Raw genomic sequence first — 17,507 nt, 5'->3', positions numbered from 1 at the left:
CCGCTCGTCAGCCTGCTCTCCCTCGGGGCCGCGCTCGTCAGGGCAGGTCGGCGACGAGCTCCGCGATCTGCTTGCGGGTGCCGGTGTAGAACGGCACCTCCTCGCGCACGTGCCGGCGGGCGCGGCTGGCCCGCAGGTCGCGCATGAGGTCGACGATCCGGTGCAGCTCGTCGGCCTCGAAGGCGAGCATCCACTCGTAGTCGCCGAGACCGAAGGAGGCGACGGTGTTGGCCCGCACGTCCGGGTAGGGACGGGCCTGCATGCCGTGCTCCTTGAGCATGTCCCGGCGTTCCTCGTCGGGCAGCAGGTACCACTCGTAGGACCGCACGAACGGGTACACGCACACGTAGCGGCGGGGCTCCTCCTCGGCGAGGAAGGCCGGGATGTGGCTGCGGTTGAACTCCGCCGGCCGGTGGATCGCCATCTGTGACCAGACCGGCTCCAGGTGCCGGCCCAGACCGGTGCGGCGCAGCCAGGTGTAGGCGTCCTGCAGGGCGTCGGGGCTGGCCGCGTGCCACCAGATCATCAGGTCGGCGTCGGCGCGCAGGCCGGCGACGTCGTAGGTCCCGCGGACGACGACGTCCTTGCCCCCGAGCTCCTCGAACAGCGCGGTGACCTCGTCGGCGATCCCGGTGCGCGGGTCGTCGCCGAGCGGGCGGGCCAGCCGGAACACCGACCACATCGTGTAGCGGATCAGGGAGTTGAGCTCGTTGGCCCGCTTGCCGATGCTGCGTTCTCCGGTCTGCTCGCTCATGCGGCCATTGTCCCGCGCCCGCGGTTCCGGGCCGCCGCGGGGCCACCGGGTCAGCCGGGGGACGTCCGGCGTCCCGGCGGCCGCAGCACCAGCGCGACGCCGATGGTGGTGACCACCACCCCGAGCAGCGAGAGCAGCGGCAGCTCCTCGCCGAACAGGAAGTAGGCCTCGACGGCGGTGGCCGGGGGCACCAGGTACAGCAGGCTGGACACCCCGGAGGCGCTGCCGCGGCGCAGCAGGAGCATCAGCAGCAGCACCGCTCCGAGCGACAGCGGCAGCACCAGCCAGACCAGCGCGAGGACGAAGTCCGCCGTCCACCGGATCGTCATGGTCTCGCCGATCCCGGCCAGCGCGAGCAGCGCCAGGGCGGCCGCGGCGTACTGCACGGCGGTGCCCGACACCAGTGGGATGTCGTCGCCGTGCTTCTTCTGCCACAGCGTCCCCGCTGTACCGCACAGCAGGGCCACCAGGGTCGACACCACGCCGATCGGCGGGAGCGCGCCCTCCTCGCCGGCCGCGCGGGCCAGCCCCGGCGCGAGCACCAGCAGCACTCCGCCGACGCCGAGGACGAGCCCCAGCCACTGCAGCGCCACCAGCCGCTCGCCGAGCAGCCGGGTGGCCAGCGCCGCGGTCAGCACCGGCTGCAGGCTCACCACGACCGCGGCGACGCTGGCCGGGAGGCCGTGGTCGATGGCGAAGAAGACGCCGCCCAGGTAGCCGGCGTGCAGCAGCAGGCCGGCGACGGCGGCTTGGGTGGATTGCTCGCGGCCCGCCGGCCACGCCGCCCGCAGGACGGCGGCGAGCCCGACCAGCAACGCCCCGGCCAGGGCCAGCCGGAGCGCGAGGAAGGTGAACGGCTCGGCGTAGGGCAGGCCGTACTTCGCGCCGACGAACCCGGTGCTCCACAGCAGCACGAAGACGACCGGCGCCACGCCGATCGCCGCGCCGCGGACGCGGGCCGGCGCGCTCACGACAGCCCGGCGACCGCGCGCCGGGCGTCGCGGATGCAGGCCGGGACGCCGACCCCCTCGTACGCCGCGCCGGCCACCCCCAGCCCGGGTACGGCGCCCACCGCGGACCGGACCGCGGCCACCCGCCCGGGATGCCCGACCAGGTACTGCGGCAGACCGTCGTCCCAGCGGACGAGCCGGGTGTCCAGCGGCGCGGGGCACTGCAGCTGCAGCAGGTCCGCGACGTCGGCGACCACCGCGGCGGTGAGCTCGGCGTCGTCCCGGTGCAGGGCGTCGTCGTCCCCGAACCGCCCGACCGACGAGCGGACCCGGACGACGCCCCCCTCGGACAGGTGCGGCCACTTCGCCGAGGAGACCGTGACCCCCTTGACCAGCCGGCCGGTCACCGGCGGCACGAGCAGGCCGGAGCCCGCGGGCAGCGGCTGGGCCGGGAACGCCATCGCGACGACCGCCATCGAGGCGTACGGGATGCCGGCCAGCGGCTCGACCGCGCCCGGGGCGACCTCGGCGAGCAGCCGCGCGGTGGGCCCGGCCGGGGTGGCCAGCAGGACGGCGTCCGCGGCCAGCACCTCCCCACCGGCCAGCTCCACGTCGAAGCCGGCGCGAGTCCGCCGCAGCCGCTCGGCGCGGGTGCCCAGCCGGACTTCCGCGCCGCTGGCCCGCAGCAGCACGTCGGGCAGCGAGCCGATGCCCGGCGCGACGGTCATGAACACCGGGCCGTCGTCGTCCCCGCGGCTGCGCGCGCCCGCCTCCCGCTCGGCGGTGGCCGCCGCCAGCACCGAGGACGAGCGGCGCAGCTGCGCGAACAGCCCGGGCATCGTCGCGGCCAGCGACAGCTCGTCGGCACGGCCGGCGTACACCCCGCCGAGCAACGGCTCGACCAGCCGGTCGACCACCTCGTCGCCGAGCCGCTCGCGCAGCAGCCGCCCGACCGCGACGTCGCCGTCCAGCCGCAGCGGCGGCAGGTCGGCCTCCGCGGCGACCCGGGCCACGCCGGCCGGGGTCAGGACGCCGTCCAGCCCGATCGCGGACGTGGGCACGCCCTGCACGGTGCCGGCGGGCAGCGGGAAGCTCCCCTCGGGCAGGACGACGGCGGCCTGCGTCGTCCGCGGCGCCACCAGCTGGTCGCCGAGGCCGAGCTCGCGGACCAGCTCCAGCGCCTCCGGCACCCGGGCGAGCATCGCCTCCGGGCCGGTGTCGTACCACTGACCGGCCAGCTCGATCCGGTCGAGCTTGCCGCCGGGACGCGGCGCGGCCTCGAGCACGACGACCTCGTCGTCGGGGTGCACCTGCCGCCACTCCCAGGCGGCGGCCAGCCCGGTCAGGCCGCCCCCGACCACGACGAACCTCATCGGCCGCTCAGCTCGTGCACCAGCTCCACGACGTGGGTGAGCACGCCGGGGTCGGTCTCCGGGAGCACGCCGTGCCCGAGGTTGAACACGTGGCCGCGGGCCGCCCGGCCCTGCTCGACCACCCGCCGCACCTCGCGGTCGACGGTCGCCCGGTCGGCGAGCAGCACGGCCGGGTCGAGGTTGCCCTGCAGCGAGTAGCCGGGCCCCACCCGGCGGGCGGCCTCGTCCAGCGGCACCCGCCAGTCGACGCCGACGACGTCCACGCCGGCCTCGCCGATCAGCGGCAGCAGCTCCCCGGTGCCCACGCCGAAGTGGATCTTCGGGAGCTCGGGAGCGGCCAGCCCGTCGAACACCGCCCGGGAGTGCGGCAGCACGCGCGTCCCGTAGTCGACCGCGGAGAGCACCCCGGCCCACGAGTCGAACAGCTGCACCGCGCTGACGCCGGCGTCGACCTGCGCGCGCAGGAAGGTGGCGGCGTTGACCGCGAGCCGCTCCAGCAGCCGCCGCCAGGCCTCCGGCTCGGCGTACATGAACGCCTTGGTGCGGGCGTGCTCCTTGGAGGGGCCACCCTCGATCAGGTAGGTGGCGAGGGTGAACGGCGCCCCGGCGAATCCGATCAGCGGGGTGTCGCCCAGCTCGCCGACGAGCCGGCGGACGGCGGTGGCCAGGAAGTCCAGCCGGTCCGGCTGCAGCGCCGGCAGCGCGTCGACGTCGGCGACGCTGCGCACCGGCTGGGCGATGACCGGCCCCACGCCCGGCTTGATGTCGATGTCCACACCGGCGACGACCAGCGGCAGCACGATGTCGGAGAAGAGGATCGCCGCGTCCACCCCGTGCCGGCGCACTGGCTGCAGGGTGATCTCGGCGACCAGGTCGGGGTCCTGGCAGGCCTCGAGCATGCGGGTGCCCGCCCGCAGCGCGCGGTACTCCGGCAGCGAGCGCCCGGCCTGCCGCATGAACCACACCGGGGTCCGGGAGACGGGGAGGCCGCGGGCCGCCCGGACGAGGTCGGAGTCGAGCAGAGGTCCCGCAGCTGTTCCCACGACCGACGAGTCTCCCAGACACCCCGGACCGGGGCTCCCGCCGTCCGGGAGGGCACCGCCGGGCACGAGTGGCGCGTCGGGACGCTCCACGGGGTCACCGCCGCCCTACCCTGCGGAGGTGGCACCTCAGCGCACGCGTCCACCGGCGGACGCCCCGGCCGCCGCGGCAGCGCGGCCGGCGGACTTCCAGGCCGCGCTCGACGCCCTGGCGACGGTGCGCCCCCGCCCGGAGGTCGTGCTCGAGCACATCCCGGCCCCGCAGCGGCTCGCGCCGTGGGCGTACGCCGTCGGCGCGCACGTCGGCGTCCCCGGTGACGAGGACGAGGAGCTGGCCAGCGGCCGGTTCATCGTGCTGTTCGACCCGGAGGGGCACGAGGCCTGGCAGGGGACCACCCGCTGCGTCGGCTACGTCTCGGCGAGCACCGACGAGCAGATGGTCGACGACGCCATGTTCTCCGAGGTCGTGTGGAGCTGGCTGGTCGACGCGCTGGCCGAGTGCGGCGCCGCCCACCACGCCATCGGCGGCACGGTGACCCGCACCGCCTCCACCCGCTTCGGCTCGATCGCCGCGCCCGAGCACTCGGTCGACGTGGAGATCCGGGCCTCGTGGACGGCGGAGGGCACCGACCTCGACCACCACCTCGTCGCCTGGCTGGAGGTGCTGGGCAACGCGGCCGGGCTGCCGCCACCGGGCGTGCACCTGCTCGGCGCGGAGCGGAACGTCCGACCCGACGCCTAGACTCCTCCGCGTACTCCACTCGGCGTACCGGCGACTCGCCCGATCGCGCTGACACGCCGGACGACGGGAGGGTCGATGCCGTACGGGGCTCCGTGGTCCGACGGCCTGCCGTTCGACCGCGTCGCCGGTGCCCTGCTCGTCGACCCCTCCCCCCTGCTGCGCGAGGCGCTCGCCGGCCGGCTGCGCGCGTTCGGCGCGCGGGAGGTCGAGGAGGCCGCGTCGCTCGAGGAGGCGCGGGTCCGCGCGCAGGTCTCCGGGCCGCGGGCGCTGTGCGTGCTCGAGGTGGACCTGCCGGAGTCGGGAGCGGAGCACCCGGGTCAGGTCGCCGATCCCGGCCGCGGGCTGGAGCTGCTGCCCACGTTGCGCGCCGAGGGGTGGCCGGTGACCGTCGTCCTCACCTCGGTGACCGATCCGGCCGTCGTCCGCGCGGCCGTCCTGGCCGGCGTCCAGGCGTACGTGCTGAAGACCAGCCCGCTCCGCACCCTGACCGAGGGCCTGCGGGCGGCGCTGTCCGGCGAGGTCTACGCCGATCCGGGGATCGCCAGCAGCCTGGCCCGGGGCCTCACCCGGAACGGGGCGGAGGAGGCGGTCGGCGAGCTGTCGCCCCGGGAACGCGACATCCTCCGGCTGGTCGCCGACGGGCACACGAACAAGGAGATCGACGAGAAGGTGGACCTGTCCGCACTGACCGTGAAGAGCCACCTGGCACGCATCGCGCGCAAGCTGGGCACCGGCGACCGGGCGCACATGGTGGCGCTCGGCATCCGCTCGGGGGTGATCCACTGAGCGCCGACCCGCAGCCCGCGGACGTCGAGGGACCGGACGACGCCGCCCCGGCCGCCGTCCCCCTGACCGCCCCCCGCGACGGGCTGCCCCCGGTCATCGACACCTCCACCGCGCTGGTGGAGTACGCCGACGCGCTCGCCACCGGCTCCGGGCCGGTCGCCGTGGACGCCGAGCGCGCCTCCGGCTACCGCTACGGCCAGCGGGCCTACCTCGTGCAGCTGCGCCGGGCGGGCGCCGGCACCGGCCTCGTCGACCCGGTCCCGCTGCCCGACCTGTCGGTGATCCAGGCGGCGATCGCCGACACCGAGTGGGTGCTGCACGCGGCCAACCAGGACCTGCCCTCGCTCGCCGAGATCGGCCTGGTCCCCGCCCGGCTGTTCGACACCGAGCTCGCCGCCCGGCTGGCCGGGCTCCCCCGGGTCGGGCTGGGCGCCGTGGTCGAGTCGCTGCTCGGGTACTCCCTGGAGAAGGGGCACTCCGCCGCGGACTGGAGCACACGTCCGCTCCCGGAGGACTGGCTGGTCTACGCCGCCCTCGACGTCGAGGTGCTGGTCGACCTGCGGGACGCGCTCGCGCAGATCCTGGCCGAGCAGGGCAAGACCGAGTGGGCCCGACAGGAGTTCGAGGCGATCCTGGCCGCCGGCCCGCCCGCGTCCAAGGCCGACCCGTGGCGGCGGACGTCAGGCATGCACGGGCTGCGCAGCCGGCGGCAGCTGGGCATGCTGCGGTCCCTGTGGCAGACCCGCGACGAGCTCGCCCGGCGCCGTGACATCGCCCCCGGCCGGGTGCTGCCCGACGCGGCCATGGTCTCGGCGGTGCAGGCCGATCCGAAGACCGAGAGCGCACTGCTCGAGCTGCCGGTGTTCCGCGGCCGGGCCAACCGCAAGCTGGTGAACACCTGGTTCGCCGCACTGGCCCGCGGCCGGGCGCTGCCGGAGACGGAGCTCCCGCTGCACAGCCGCCCCGGCGACGGTCCTCCCCCGGTCAACCGCTGGGCCGACCGCGACCCGGCCGCCGCGGCCCGGCTGAAGGCCGCCCGCGCCTCTCTCACCGACCTGTCCGCGCGGTGGTCGGTGCCGGTGGAGAACGTCCTCTCCCCCGACCTGGTGCGCCGGCTGATGTGGACCCCGCCGTCGCCGGCCACGCCGGAGGCCGTCGCCGGGGTGCTGCGGGACGGCGGCGCCCGGCCGTGGCAGATCGAGCTGACCCGGGACCTGCTGACCGAGGCGATCGCCGCCGGCTAGCGCTGCCGGCCGACACCCGCGGGAACATCGCCGCGGGCGGCCCACTCCTGATGGGGTCCGCGGTGCACGGCCGCGTACACCTGGTCGCGCAGCTGGTTGGCCTGCTGGTCGGTCAGGGTCCCGGCCAGCGGGCGCAGGACCAGCCGCAGCAGCACGTTGACCTGGTCCGGGGCCAGCCCGAGCCGCCGGCGGGCGGCCTCCGGGAGGTCGGCGTGGCCCACGCTGTCCAGGACGGTCACCGACTCGAGGTCCTCGGCAGCCGGGCCCAGCGCGGCGCGCACGGCGTCGCCGAGCAGCTCGGCGTCGACCGGGGCGTCGGCGACGATGGACAGGTCGCGGCGCACCGCCGGCTGCGCCGACACGGGTCGCCACGGAGCCAGGTCGAGCAGCTGGGCGGCGATCCGCGGTTCGGTCGAGCGCAGCACCCGGATGTCGTCGATGCCCTTGCGGAGCATGAGCGCCCGGTCCAGGCCCATGCCCAGCGCCAGGCCGCTCCAGCGGTCCGGGTCCAGCCCGGCGCCGCGGAGCACGTGCCCGGCGGCCAGACCGCACTCGGCCAGCTCCACCCAGCCGCCGCCGGTGTGCACGTCCACCTGCAGACCGTGCGTGGTGTACGGATGCCGGGCCGGCGAGGTGCGCGCGCGTGCCCCGGGCAGGACGGCGCCGACGACCAGCTCGACCATCTCCTGCAGGTCGCCGGCGTTCCATCGCCGGCCGGCGGCGCCGACGGTGGTGATCCGCCACAGGTCGAGCTGGTGCGGCGTGCCCACGTGCAGCCGGTCGATGCTGTCCCGGCGATAGCACAGCCCGGGCAACGCCAGCAGCACGTCCACCTCGGCATCGCCGGTGTGCGCGGCGGCCAGCGCCCGGAGGGCGGGCGGGACGCCGGCGGTCGTGTGGCTGCGCAGCATGACCGTCTCGGCGACGTAGCGGCTGTAGCGGGCGTCGCGGGTGACGTCGGTGGTGGCGTAGCCGAGGCGGTCGTAGTTGTCCTCGACGCTGACCAGCGGCCGGTGTCGCCGCACGTCCACGCGGCAGCGCCAGGCACCGGTCAGGGCCGCGAGCACGTCGTCGAGCAGCGGCTGCATCGCGTGCGGACCGTGGGCGGGGTCGGACAGGTCGCGCAGCTCGAGCGCGACCTGGAGGTCGGAGGTGGAGAGCAAGGTGGTCACGGGAGTCCCTCTCGGGTGGTCGGCGGGGAGGAGGGCATCACCCCCAGCCGACGGCTCCGCGACGGGCTACCGGCAGACCTCGGCGCCCCCACGGCTGCGCGGCAGCCGGGGGCGGACGAAGGAGGTCAGGTGCTGGAGCACGGGCCGACGGTAGCTCCGCCCGCGCGGCGTCGTCCACGAGATTCGCGGCCGGATCGGCTCAGCGCTGCAGGAGGTCCGCCATCTTGCCGACGGTGGCCCAGTTGCGCGCAGTGCCGACCGGGCCACCACGGCGCTTGCCCAGGGCCGCGGCGAGCGGGCTCTTCAGCTGGCCGTGCGGGCACCACAGGTAGAGCTCACGGCCGTCGACCGCGAAGGCGTCGTCGCCCGGGTCCACGCCACGGAGGAACTCGTCCACTTCAGCGGGCAGCACCTCGGCGAAGAAGCTGACGACGTAGCGCGTCGGGTCCGTGGCGACCGCACCGAGCGGGTCCTTCGCGACGACCCCGAGGAGCTCGTCGGCGGTCCGGACGACGGTCGGCACCGGGAACCCGAACCGCCGCTCCAGTGCCCGCTCCACCGAGCGCGCCAGCTCGCCGGGCGGCAGGTGCGAGTCCAGGACCACGTTGCCGCTCTGCAGCACGGTGGCGACATCGCCGTGCCCCTCTGCGCGCAGCAGCTCCCGCAGGTCCGCCATCCCGATGCGGTGGGCGCGGCCGACGTTGATGCCGCGCAGCAGCAGCACTAAGCGCGTCACGCGGCGGACTCCGCGACCAGCGCGCGCAGCGCACGGACGAGGCCGCGCGGGTCGTCGGCGAAGAACAGCACCTGCTCGGCGGCCACCGACCCGCCGTCGAGGCCGACCGCGGCCCCGGGGCGCAGCTGCAGGCGCACGCTCGACTCGCCCAGCACCGACAGGGCCACCCGCCTGTCGGCGACCTCCAGGCTCCGCCGGTGGTCGACGGTGGTCGCGGCGCGGGCGTCGACGACGTCGGCGAGCCGGACGACGACCTCCCGGAGGGATCCGAAGCGCACGATCAGCCGCTCGCTGTCCAGCACGTGCGGACGCTGCTGGAGCGCCAACGCGAAGCCCACCATCCACACCAGCGACACCAGGCTCACCACGAGCACGACGACCCGCACCGACTGCCACGGCAGCAGCACGTGGACGGCGGCCATCTCCACCGGCGTGAGCGCGATGGTCGCCCACAGCATCACGCCGATGCGGGACGTGGCGGAGAACGCCGTCTGGCCCGGTGTGACGGCCCGGCGGCGGCGCACGGCCCACCACAGCGACTGCCACAGGCCCACCTCGGCGCGGACCAGCCGGACCAGCAGCGGGGGCGCCGTGGCCGCCAGCCCGGCGAGCAGCGCCTCGGACCGCCGGTCGCCCCGTGCCCGAGCCGTCCACCAGGCCCGTCGGAAGACCACCCACCCGGCGACGACGACGATCGCGAGCGCGGCCTCGAGGACCACGGCGGCGGCGATGCCGGCCGCCACGGGCAGGACCCCGGTGAGCACCGGCAGCGCGTCGACCAGCGGCAGCCCCACGGCGGCCCAGGGCACCAGTCGCCGCAGCGCCGTCCGCCTGCCGCCCATGACGCCTCCGCCCATCGCGAGGGGCAGATCGTACGGGGCGGGCGCCCGTCTCACCCGTGTCGAGGAGGTGCATTGGCCTGGCGGTTACCGGCAGGTAACTTCTGTGCGGCCGGTCCTCCCCCCGGGGCGGCACGCAACCCACCGCGGAGGTCCCATGTCCCGCTCGCTGCGCGAGGTCGTCTTCGTCGACGGCGTGCGCACCCCCTTCGGCAAGGCCGGCCCGAAGGGCATCTACGCCGAGACGCGCGCCGACGACCTGGTCGTGCGCTGCATCCGCGAACTGATGCGCCGCAACCCGTCCCTGCCGGCCGACCGGGTCGACGAGGTCGCGATCGCGGCCACCACCCAGATCGGCGACCAGGGCCTGACCATCGGGCGCACCGCCGCGCTGCTCGCCGGCCTGCCGAGGTCCGTCCCCGGCTACGCGATCGACCGGATGTGCGCCGGCGCGATGACCGCGGTGACCACCACGGCGTCCGGCATCGCCTTCGGCGCCTACGACGTGGCGATCGCCGGCGGCGTCGAGCACATGGGCCACCACCCGATGGGCGAGGGCGTCGACCCGAACCCCCGGTTCGTCAGCGAGAAGATCGTCGACTCCTCGGCGCTGGTCATGGGGGCCACGGCGGAGAACCTGCACGACCGCTTCCCGCACCTGACCAAGGAGCGGGCCGACGCGTTCGCCCTGGCCAGCCAACAGAAGTACGCCACGGCCGTGGCAGCGGGCCAGATCGGCCCGGAGCTCGTCCCGGTGGCCACCCGGTCCACCGAGCACGGCTGGGGCCTGGCCACGGTCGACGAGCCACCCCGCCCGGACACCACGCTCGACGGGCTGGCCTCGCTGAAGACCCCGTTCCGCCCGCACGGCTCCGTCACCGCGGGCAACGCCGCCGGCCTCAACGACGGCGCCACCGGCTGCCTGCTGGCCGCCGAGGACGTCGCCCGCGAGCTCGGGCTGACCATCGGCATGCGGCTGGTCGGCTACGGCTTCGCCGGCGTCGAGCCGGAGGTCATGGGCGTCGGCCCGATCCCCTCGACCGAGAAGGCGCTGGCCCGAACCGGGCTGTCCATCGAGGACATCGGCCTGTTCGAGCTGAACGAGGCCTTCGCCGTCCAGGTGCTGGCGTTCCTCGACCACTTCGGCATCGCCGACGACGACGGGCGGGTCAACCCCTGGGGCGGCGCCATCGCCGTCGGCCACCCGCTGGCCTCCTCCGGCGTGCGGCTGATGACGCAGCTGTCCCGCCAGTTCGCCGAGCGGCCCGACATCCGCTACGGCCTCACCGCCATGTGCATCGGCATCGGCATGGGCGGCACCGTGACCTGGGAGAACCCGAACTGGGAGGGTGTCGAGAAGTGAGGGACGCACTGTTCGCCGACGAGGTCGTCACGCACGCCTGTGTCCGGTTCGTCCGGGTACCCGGGCTGGCCGGTGAGATCGCGCTGATCACCATCGACAACGGCCACGACCACACCCGGCCCTCGACCTTCGGCCCCGGCGGGCTGGCGTCGCTGGACGCCGCGCTGGACGAGGTCGCCGCGCACACCCCGGCCCCGGCGGCGATCGCCGTGACCGGCAAGCCGTTCGTCTTCGCCGTCGGCGCCGACCTCTCCGGCGTCCCGGCGATCACCTCGGCCGACCAGGCCCGGGAGATCGCCGAGGCCGGGCACCGGGTGTTCCGCCGGCTGAAGGACGCCGCCGTCCCGACGTTCGCCTTCGTCAACGGCGCGGCGCTCGGCGGCGGCCTCGAGCTGGCCCTGCACTGCTCCTACCGCACGATCAGCGGCGGCGCGTTCGTCGCGTTCCCCGAGGTCTTCCTCGGCCTGGTGCCCGGCTGGGGCGGCACGCAGCTGCTGCCGAACCTGATCGGCATCGACGGCGCGGTCTCGGTGATCGTGGAGAACGCGCTCGCGCAGAACAAGACGACCCCGGGCCCGAGGGCCGCCGAGCTGGGCATCGCGGACGCGGTGTTCGAGCCGGCCGACTTCCTGGAGCGGTCACTGGAGTGGGCGGCCGGAGTGCTCCGCGGGGACGTCGTCGTGCGCCGTCCCGAGGTGGACCGGTTGGCGTGGGACGACGCGCTCGCCCGGGCCCGGCAGATCGTGCAGGCCCGCACCCGCAACGCCTCCCCGGGGGCGTTGCGCGCCGTGGAGCTGCTGGACCTCGCCCGGGCCGGGGCCGAGGGCGACGCGTTCACCGCCGGGACGACGGCCGAGGACGACGCGCTCACCGACCTGCTCATGAGCGACGAGCTGCGGGCCGGCCTGTACTCCTTCGACCTGGTCAACAGGCGGGCCAAGCGGCCGGCCGGTGCGCCGGACCGGATGCTGGCGCGGCAGGTCACCAAGGTCGGCGTGGTGGGTGCGGGGCTGATGGCCTCCCAGCTCGCGCTGCTCCTCGTCCGGCGGCTCGAGGTGCCCGTCGTCCTGACCGACGTCGACCAGGTCCGCGTGGACAAGGGCGTCGGCTACGTGCACGGGGAGCTGGACGAGCTGGCCGGCCGCGGCCGGCTCTCCCCCGACCGGCTCAACCGGCTCAAGCGCCTGGTGACCGGGTCGCTGGACAAGGCCGCGTTCGCCGACGCCGACCTGGTGCTCGAGGCGGTGTTCGAGGAGCTCTCGGTCAAGCAGCAGGTCCTCGCCGAGGTCGAGGCCGTCGTCTCCGCGGAGTGCGTGCTGGCCACCAACACCTCGGCGCTGTCGGTGACCGAGATGGCGGCCGAGCTGCAGCACCCCGAGCGGGTCGTCGGCCTGCACTTCTTCAACCCGGTCGCGGTGCTGCCGCTGCTGGAGGTGGTGCGCGCCGAGCGGACCGACGACGCCACCCTGGCCACCGCGTTCGCCGTCGGCAAGGCGCTGGCGAAGTCCTGCGTGCTCGTCGCCGATGCCCCGGCGTTCGTGGTGAACCGGCTGCTCACCCGGTTCCTCGGCGAGGTCACCGCGGCCGTGGACGCCGGCACCCCGGTGGTGGTGGCCGAGCGCGCGCTCGAGCCGCTGGGGCTGCCGATGACGCCGTTCGAACTGTTGTCGCTGGTCGGCCCGCCGGTCGCGCTGCACGTGGCCGAGCGGATGCACGAGGCGTTCCCCGACCGGTTCGCCGTCGGCGCGGGGCTGCGCCGCATGGTCGAGCTCGGCAAGGCGTCGGTCTTCTCCGGACCCGGCGTCGTCGACCCGGACCTGGCCGGCATCGACGCGGGCGACTCGCCGCTGACCGCCGAGGAGCTGCGGGACCGGGCCGAGCGGGCGCTGGCCCAGGAGATCCGGCTGATGCTCGACGAGGGCGTCGTGCAGGCGGTCCAGGACATCGACCTGTGCATACTGCTGGGCGCCGGCTGGCCGTTCTGGCTGGGCGGGATCTCCGCCTACCTGGACCGGGCCGGGGTCTCCGAGGCGGTCACCGGCCAGCGGTTCCTGCCGAAGGGCGTGGCCTCGCTGCCGGCGTGACGAGACGGACCGGCGATGATCAGGGCACCTGGTCACCGGCCACGCCTACCGGAACTTGCGGGTCAGCGACTCCATCGTCCGGTTCACGCTGGCGACCTTCAGGTGCGAGATCCCGCTGGTCGCGCCGGCGGCGAGCATCGCCTCGTGCGCGGCCCGCAGCGTCGCCCACACCGTATCGGCGTCGCCCTCGAGCGTGGTGCCTAGCGCACCCACCTCGCAGCGCAGCCCGGACGCCTGGATGACCGCGATCGCGGCCTCCACGTGGGCGTGCGGGTCCTCGGCCGTGCCGGGCGGTGAGGGGGCCACCTGGATCTCGGCGATGACCCGGTCGGTCACGGCTGGCGGCCCTCGATGTCCTGGACCGCGGCGGTGACGTTCGGGTCGGTGGTGCCGCGCTCGGCGACCCGGGCGGCCCACTCGACGATCCGGCGGGCGACGTCCTGCTCGGTGAGGCCGGCGTCGGCGAGCACCTGCCCCCGGCTGCCGTGCTCGAAGAACTGCTGCGGCAGGCCGAGGCTGCGCACCGGGACGTCGCAGTCGGCGTCCTGCAGCGCCTGGGTGAGCGTCGTCCCCACGCCGCCGGCCCGGCCGCTGTCCTCGACGGTCACGACCAGCTTGTGCTCGCGGGCCATCCCGACCAGCTCCCCGCTGACCGGGAGGACCCAGCGCGGGTCGACGACGGTGACCTCGATGCCGTGGTCGGCGGCGCGCTCGGCGGCGGCCAGGCACATCGGCACCAGGGAGCCGACGGCGACCAGCAGCACCTCACCGTCACCCGGCCCACCCGCACCCCGGCGCAGCACGTCGACCGGGCCGCGGCGCTCCAGCGCGGGCAGCTCCGGCGGCAGCGCGCCCTTCGGGAAGCGGACGACGGTCGGCCCGTCGGTCACCTCCACCGACTCGCGCAGCGCCTCGCGCAGGGTGGCCTCGTCGCGCGGCGCGGCCAGCCGGAGCCCCGGGACGACGCCACAGATCGACATGTCCCACATGCCGTTGTGCGAGGCGCCGTCCGAGCCGGTGACCCCGGCCCGGTCCAGCACGATGGTGACCGGCTGGCGGTGCAGGGCGACGTCCATCAGCACCTGGTCGAAGGCCCGGTTGAGGAAGGTCGAGTAGACCGCGACCACCGGGTGCAGGCCGCCCATCGCGATCCCCGCGGCCGAGGTGAGGGCGTGCTGCTCGGCGATCCCGACGTCGAAGGTGCGCTCGGGGAACCGCTCGGCGAACGGCGCGAGCCCGGTCGGGTGCAGCATCGCGGCGGTGATGGCGACGACGTCGGAGCGCTCGGTGCCGATCCGGACCAGCTCGTCGGCGAAGACGTCGGTCCACTCGGGGCCCTTGGCCGCCGAGGACAGCCCGCTGTCGGGCTCGAAGACCCCCGTGGAGTGCCAGGCGTCGATGGTGTCGGTCTCCGCCGGCGGGTAGCCGAAGCCCTTGGTGGTGACCGCGTGCACGATGACCGGGCCGCCGAAGTCGCGGGCCCGGCGCAGGGCGGACTCCATCATCTCGATGTCGTGACCGTCGACCGGGCCGACGTACTTCAGGCCGAGGTCCTCGAACATGCCCTGCGGGGACAGGACGTCCTTGAGGCCCTTCTTGATCGCGTGCAGCGCGTCGTACAGCTTCGTGCCGACGACGGGCGCGCGGTGCAGCGCCTGCCGGACGGCGGCCAGTGCCTCCTCGTAGCCCGGCCGCAGCCGGAGGCTGGCCAGCGCGTCGGCCACGCCGCCGATGGTCGGCGAGTAGGACCGGCCGTTGTCGTTGACGACGATGACCACCTGACGGTCCTGGGCGGCGGCGATGTTGTTCAGCGCCTCCCAGGCCATGCCGCCGGTGAGCGCGCCGTCGCCGATGACCGCAACGACCGGGCGGGACTCGCCGCGGACGGCGAAGGCCTTGGCCAGCCCGTCGGCGTAGGACAGCGACGTGGAGGCGTGGCTGTTCTCCACCCAGTCGTGCTCGCTCTCCGCCCGGCTGGGGTAGCCGGACAGCCCGCCGCGTTGGCGCAGCTGGGCGAAGCCGTCGAGGCGGCCGGTGAGCAGCTTGTGCACGTAGGCCTGGTGGCCGGTGTCGAAGACGACCGGCTCGCGCGGGGAGTCGAAGACCCGGTGGACGGCGATGGTCAGCTCGACCGCGCCGAGGTTGGGGCCCAGGTGGCCGCCGGTCCGGGCGACGCTGGTGACCAGCGCGTCGCGGATCTCGGCGGCGAGGACGGGGAGCTGGTCGGGCTGCAGTGCCCGCAGGTCGGCGGGCCCGGTCAGCGAACGGAGCAGCGACACGACGGTGCAGGGTCCTCTCGACGTCGGCGGCGCGGTGGGTGGTACGGGCGCCGCCGGGTGGCATCCCACTGTAACCGCGTGCGGCGACGCTCCCCGGGTGAGTGGAGCAGGTCTCACAGCCGCGGCACCCAGCGCTCGCCCCGCAGCGCCGCGGCCACCACCTCCACGCCGCGGGCGGCGCGGCCGAGCCGGGCGCCCTCCCGCTCGTAGGCGCTGATCGCCGCCTCCATGGCGTCGGCCGGCAACTGGTCGGCCAGCTCGACCCGGACGGTCCGCCAGCCGGCCCGCGCCGCCTCGAGCCCGGCCTCGACGTGGTCCGCGGCGAAGCGGGCGAGCAGCACGGGATAGCGACGCAGCACCTCGTGCGACCGGTAGTCCGGGGGCACGAGGTCGTACAACCAGGCCACGGCGGTGCGCTCCCAGCCGGGGGCGCCCGGCGGGGCCACCTCGTCCGGCCAGCCCGGCGGAAGTGCGTCCACCCCGTCAGTGTGGCCCGCGGTCCTGGCCGGCGACAGAGCCACTCGAACGCATGTTCGGATCGTGATCCTCGCCGGGCCGCATGGCCACCCGGCCCGCTCGGTGGTAGCACTCCCCCATGAGCGAGTACGTCATCGGGCGGCGGGCGGGCGCGGACGGACAGCCGGTCGGCGAGGGGCACGCGGTGCTGGCGCTGGCGACCACCCGCAAGGAGCCGCCCTGGGGCGCGGAGTGCGGCGCCAAGGTCACCCTGGTGGTCGGCGACTGGCCGCCGGAGGGCGGCGCGGAGGGGCGGGCCTGCCCGGTCTGCGCGCGGGACACCAGCGACCCCTGGGCCTGAGCCCGCCGGGGCGGCTACGCGCGGGAGACCCGCCGGGGCGGCTACGCCCGGGAGAGCAGCGCGACGCACTCCACGTGGGCGGTCATCGGGAAGCAGTCGAAGGCGCGCAGCCCGTCCAGCCGGTAGCCCGCGCCGGTGAGCACCCCGACGTCCCGGGCCAGCGACGCGGGGTCGCAGGCCACGTACACCAGCGCGCGCGGCCCGGCCCCGGCCAGCACCCGGCTGACGTCCGGACCGGCGCCGGCCCGCGGGGGGTCCAGCACGACGACGTCCGGCCGGCCCAGCTCGCCGAGCAGCTCGGTGAGGCCGGGGGCGTCGACGTCGCCCTGCCACACCTCCGCCTGCGGCAGGTCCGCCAGGTTCGCGTCGGCGGCGGCGCACGCCGCGGCGTCGGACTCCACGCACACCACCCGGCCCTCCGCGCCGACCGCCGGGGCGAGCGCGCCACCGAACAGCCCGGCGCCGGCGTAGAGGTCCAGCACCGTCTCCCGCGGCCCGACGGCGGCGTACCCGGCGACCGCGGCCACCAGGGCATCGGCCGCGGCGGGGTGGACCTGCCAGAAGCCGGTGCCCTCGACCTCCCAGTCCCGGCCGCCGACGGTGCGCTGCGCGCGGCCGGTGGGCTCCGCGGGCACCTCGGCCCCCGGTCGCAGGATCCGGGTGGACGTGGGCCGGCCGCGGCGGTCCAGCCGGGTCGTCGTCACGACGCCCGCCGAGTCGACGGAGACGTCGACCGCTCCCGCGCCCGGCCACGACCGGGACAGCACGGCCTGCGCGGCGGGCTCGGCCGTGATCGGGCAGTCGTCGAGGACGACGACGTCGTGCGAGCGGTGCCGGCGCAGCCCCGGCGCCCCCGAGCGGTCGACCGCGAAGCGGGCCCGGGACCGCCAGCGGAGCGGCCCGCCGGGCAGCGCCTCGCAGACGACGTCGACGTCCAGGCCGGCCAGCCGGGCCAGCTGCTCCCGGACGACGTCGGCCTTGAGCCGCAGCTGCCCCGCGTGGCCGACGTGCTGCCAGTCGCAGCCGCCGCACCGGCCCGGCCCGCTGTAGGGGCAGGGCCGCTCGACCCGGTCGGGGGCCGCCTCGAGCACCTCGACCGCGTCGGCGCGGCAGAAGGACGCGTGCCGGTCCTCGGTCACCTCGGCGACCACCCGCTCGCCGGGCAGCGTGTGCCGCACGAAGACGACCCGCCCCTCGTGCCGGGCCACGCAGTGCCCGCCGTGCGCGACCGGGCCCACGGTGACCTCGAAACGGTTCCCAACCCAACCCGCGCCGGCCGCCTGGCCGCGCTGCAGGGGCCCGCCGCGAGCTTGCGAGCGGTGGGGGGC

At 75.6% G+C, this 17,507-nt stretch carries 17 protein-coding genes; 6 read left to right on the top strand and 11 right to left on the bottom strand.

Features of this window, described 5'->3' with window-relative positions:
* Positions 1–37: 37 nt before the first annotated feature.
* From hemQ to hemE, 4 genes are read right to left on the bottom strand one after another with little or no spacing between them, the layout of a single operon-like run.
* The gene (gene hemQ / locus HK417_RS10810; RefSeq protein WP_222266223.1) at positions 38–754 is read right to left on the bottom strand and encodes a hydrogen peroxide-dependent heme synthase; all 717 of its coding nucleotides are present in this window, start codon (positions 752–754) and stop codon (positions 38–40) included.
* 50 nt (positions 755–804) lie between these two features.
* A complete protein-coding gene (locus HK417_RS10805) occupies positions 805–1,725 on the bottom strand; it encodes a DMT family transporter (RefSeq protein ID WP_222266222.1) in 921 nt (306 codons plus the stop codon).
* Positions 1,722–3,077, bottom strand: coding sequence for a protoporphyrinogen oxidase (gene hemG / locus HK417_RS10800; RefSeq protein ID WP_222266221.1), 1,356 nt, complete (start codon positions 3,075–3,077; stop codon positions 1,722–1,724). The genes HK417_RS10805 and hemG overlap by 4 nt, the downstream gene beginning before the upstream one ends.
* Positions 3,074–4,120: a uroporphyrinogen decarboxylase gene (gene hemE / locus HK417_RS10795; RefSeq protein WP_222266220.1), complete on the bottom strand. Its 1,047-nt coding sequence runs from the start codon at positions 4,118–4,120 to the stop codon at positions 3,074–3,076. Before hemE ends, hemG begins: the two co-directional genes overlap by 4 nt.
* Positions 4,121–4,238: 118 nt before the next feature.
* Here hemE and HK417_RS10790 point away from each other — a divergent pair, with 118 nt between their 5' ends.
* The 3 genes from HK417_RS10790 to HK417_RS10780 all read left to right on the top strand — a co-directional run bounded on the left by HK417_RS10790 (position 4,239) and on the right by HK417_RS10780 (position 6,889).
* Positions 4,239–4,859 (top strand): DUF3000 domain-containing protein, encoded by a 621-nt coding sequence (locus HK417_RS10790; protein ID WP_222266218.1) that lies wholly within the window; start codon positions 4,239–4,241, stop codon positions 4,857–4,859.
* Positions 4,860–4,934: 75 nt separating this feature from the next.
* Positions 4,935–5,645 carry a LuxR C-terminal-related transcriptional regulator gene (locus HK417_RS10785; RefSeq protein WP_222266216.1) on the top strand — a complete coding sequence of 237 codons (711 nt, stop codon included), beginning with the start codon at positions 4,935–4,937 and terminating at the stop codon, positions 5,643–5,645.
* Positions 5,642–6,889, top strand: coding sequence for a ribonuclease D (locus HK417_RS10780; protein WP_222266285.1), 1,248 nt, complete (start codon positions 5,642–5,644; stop codon positions 6,887–6,889). The genes HK417_RS10785 and HK417_RS10780 overlap by 4 nt, the downstream gene beginning before the upstream one ends.
* Here the strand turns inward: HK417_RS10780 and srmL are convergent.
* From srmL to HK417_RS10765, 3 genes are all read right to left on the bottom strand, one after another.
* A complete protein-coding gene (gene srmL / locus HK417_RS10775) occupies positions 6,886–8,061 on the bottom strand; it encodes a PheS-related mystery ligase SrmL (RefSeq protein ID WP_222266214.1) in 1,176 nt (391 codons plus the stop codon). The genes HK417_RS10780 and srmL overlap by 4 nt on opposite strands.
* A 199-nt stretch (positions 8,062–8,260) precedes the next feature.
* Positions 8,261–8,797, bottom strand: a complete 537-nt coding sequence (locus tag HK417_RS10770) for a DUF1697 domain-containing protein (protein ID WP_222266212.1) — start codon at positions 8,795–8,797, stop codon at positions 8,261–8,263.
* Positions 8,794–9,639, bottom strand: coding sequence for a hypothetical protein (locus tag HK417_RS10765; protein ID WP_222266210.1), 846 nt, complete (start codon positions 9,637–9,639; stop codon positions 8,794–8,796). Before HK417_RS10765 ends, HK417_RS10770 begins: the two co-directional genes overlap by 4 nt.
* Before the next feature lie 154 nt (positions 9,640–9,793).
* Here HK417_RS10765 and HK417_RS10760 point away from each other — a divergent pair, with 154 nt between their 5' ends.
* A complete protein-coding gene (locus HK417_RS10760) occupies positions 9,794–10,999 on the top strand; it encodes a thiolase family protein (RefSeq protein WP_222266208.1) in 1,206 nt (401 codons plus the stop codon).
* On the top strand, positions 10,996–13,083 hold the full coding sequence (locus tag HK417_RS10755) for a 3-hydroxyacyl-CoA dehydrogenase NAD-binding domain-containing protein (protein WP_222266206.1): 2,088 nt from the start codon (positions 10,996–10,998) through the stop codon (positions 13,081–13,083). The genes HK417_RS10760 and HK417_RS10755 overlap by 4 nt, the downstream gene beginning before the upstream one ends.
* 45 nt (positions 13,084–13,128) lie before the next feature.
* Here the strand turns inward: HK417_RS10755 and HK417_RS10750 are convergent, their stop codons facing one another.
* The 3 genes from HK417_RS10750 to HK417_RS10740 form a co-directional block, all read right to left on the bottom strand.
* Positions 13,129–13,419 (bottom strand): thiamine-binding protein, encoded by a 291-nt coding sequence (locus tag HK417_RS10750; protein ID WP_222266204.1) that lies wholly within the window; start codon positions 13,417–13,419, stop codon positions 13,129–13,131.
* Entirely contained in the window at positions 13,416–15,362 is a 1,947-nt protein-coding gene (gene dxs / locus HK417_RS10745) for a 1-deoxy-D-xylulose-5-phosphate synthase (RefSeq protein WP_222266202.1), read from the bottom strand. The genes HK417_RS10750 and dxs overlap by 4 nt, the downstream gene beginning before the upstream one ends.
* 113 nt (positions 15,363–15,475) lie before the next feature.
* The gene (locus HK417_RS10740) at positions 15,476–15,841 is read right to left on the bottom strand and encodes a hypothetical protein (protein WP_222266200.1); all 366 of its coding nucleotides are present in this window, start codon (positions 15,839–15,841) and stop codon (positions 15,476–15,478) included.
* Positions 15,842–15,957: 116 nt separating this feature from the next.
* Between HK417_RS10740 and HK417_RS10735 the strand changes: the two genes are divergently transcribed.
* Positions 15,958–16,179, top strand: a complete 222-nt coding sequence (locus HK417_RS10735; RefSeq protein WP_222266198.1) for a hypothetical protein — start codon at positions 15,958–15,960, stop codon at positions 16,177–16,179.
* Positions 16,180–16,220: 41 nt separating this feature from the next.
* Here the strand turns inward: HK417_RS10735 and HK417_RS10730 are convergent, their stop codons facing one another.
* Positions 16,221–17,474: a class I SAM-dependent RNA methyltransferase gene (locus tag HK417_RS10730; protein ID WP_306433799.1), complete on the bottom strand. Its 1,254-nt coding sequence runs from the start codon at positions 17,472–17,474 to the stop codon at positions 16,221–16,223.
* Positions 17,475–17,507 lie beyond the last annotated feature (33 nt).

This window comes from Modestobacter marinus, from assembly GCF_019799945.1.
GTDB lineage: Bacteria > Actinomycetota > Actinomycetes > Mycobacteriales > Geodermatophilaceae > Modestobacter > Modestobacter marinus_B.
This window is presented reverse-complemented; position numbering and strand designations above follow the sequence as displayed.

Bases quoted from the DNA above. Each gene is read 5' to 3' on its own strand.
- HK417_RS10765 (WP_222266210.1), bottom strand. From the start codon at position 9,639: ATGGGCGGCAGGCGGACGGCGCTGCGGCGACTGGTGCCCTGGGCCGCC.
- hemG (WP_222266221.1), bottom strand. From the start codon at position 3,077: ATGAGGTTCGTCGTGGTCGGGGGCGGCCTGACCGGGCTGGCCGCCGCC.
- hemQ (WP_222266223.1), bottom strand. From the start codon at position 754: ATGAGCGAGCAGACCGGAGAACGCAGCATCGGCAAGCGGGCCAACGAG.
- HK417_RS10785 (WP_222266216.1), top strand. From the start codon at position 4,935: ATGCCGTACGGGGCTCCGTGGTCCGACGGCCTGCCGTTCGACCGCGTC.
- HK417_RS10760 (WP_222266208.1), top strand. From the start codon at position 9,794: ATGTCCCGCTCGCTGCGCGAGGTCGTCTTCGTCGACGGCGTGCGCACC.
- HK417_RS10735 (WP_222266198.1), top strand. From the start codon at position 15,958: ATGAGCGAGTACGTCATCGGGCGGCGGGCGGGCGCGGACGGACAGCCG.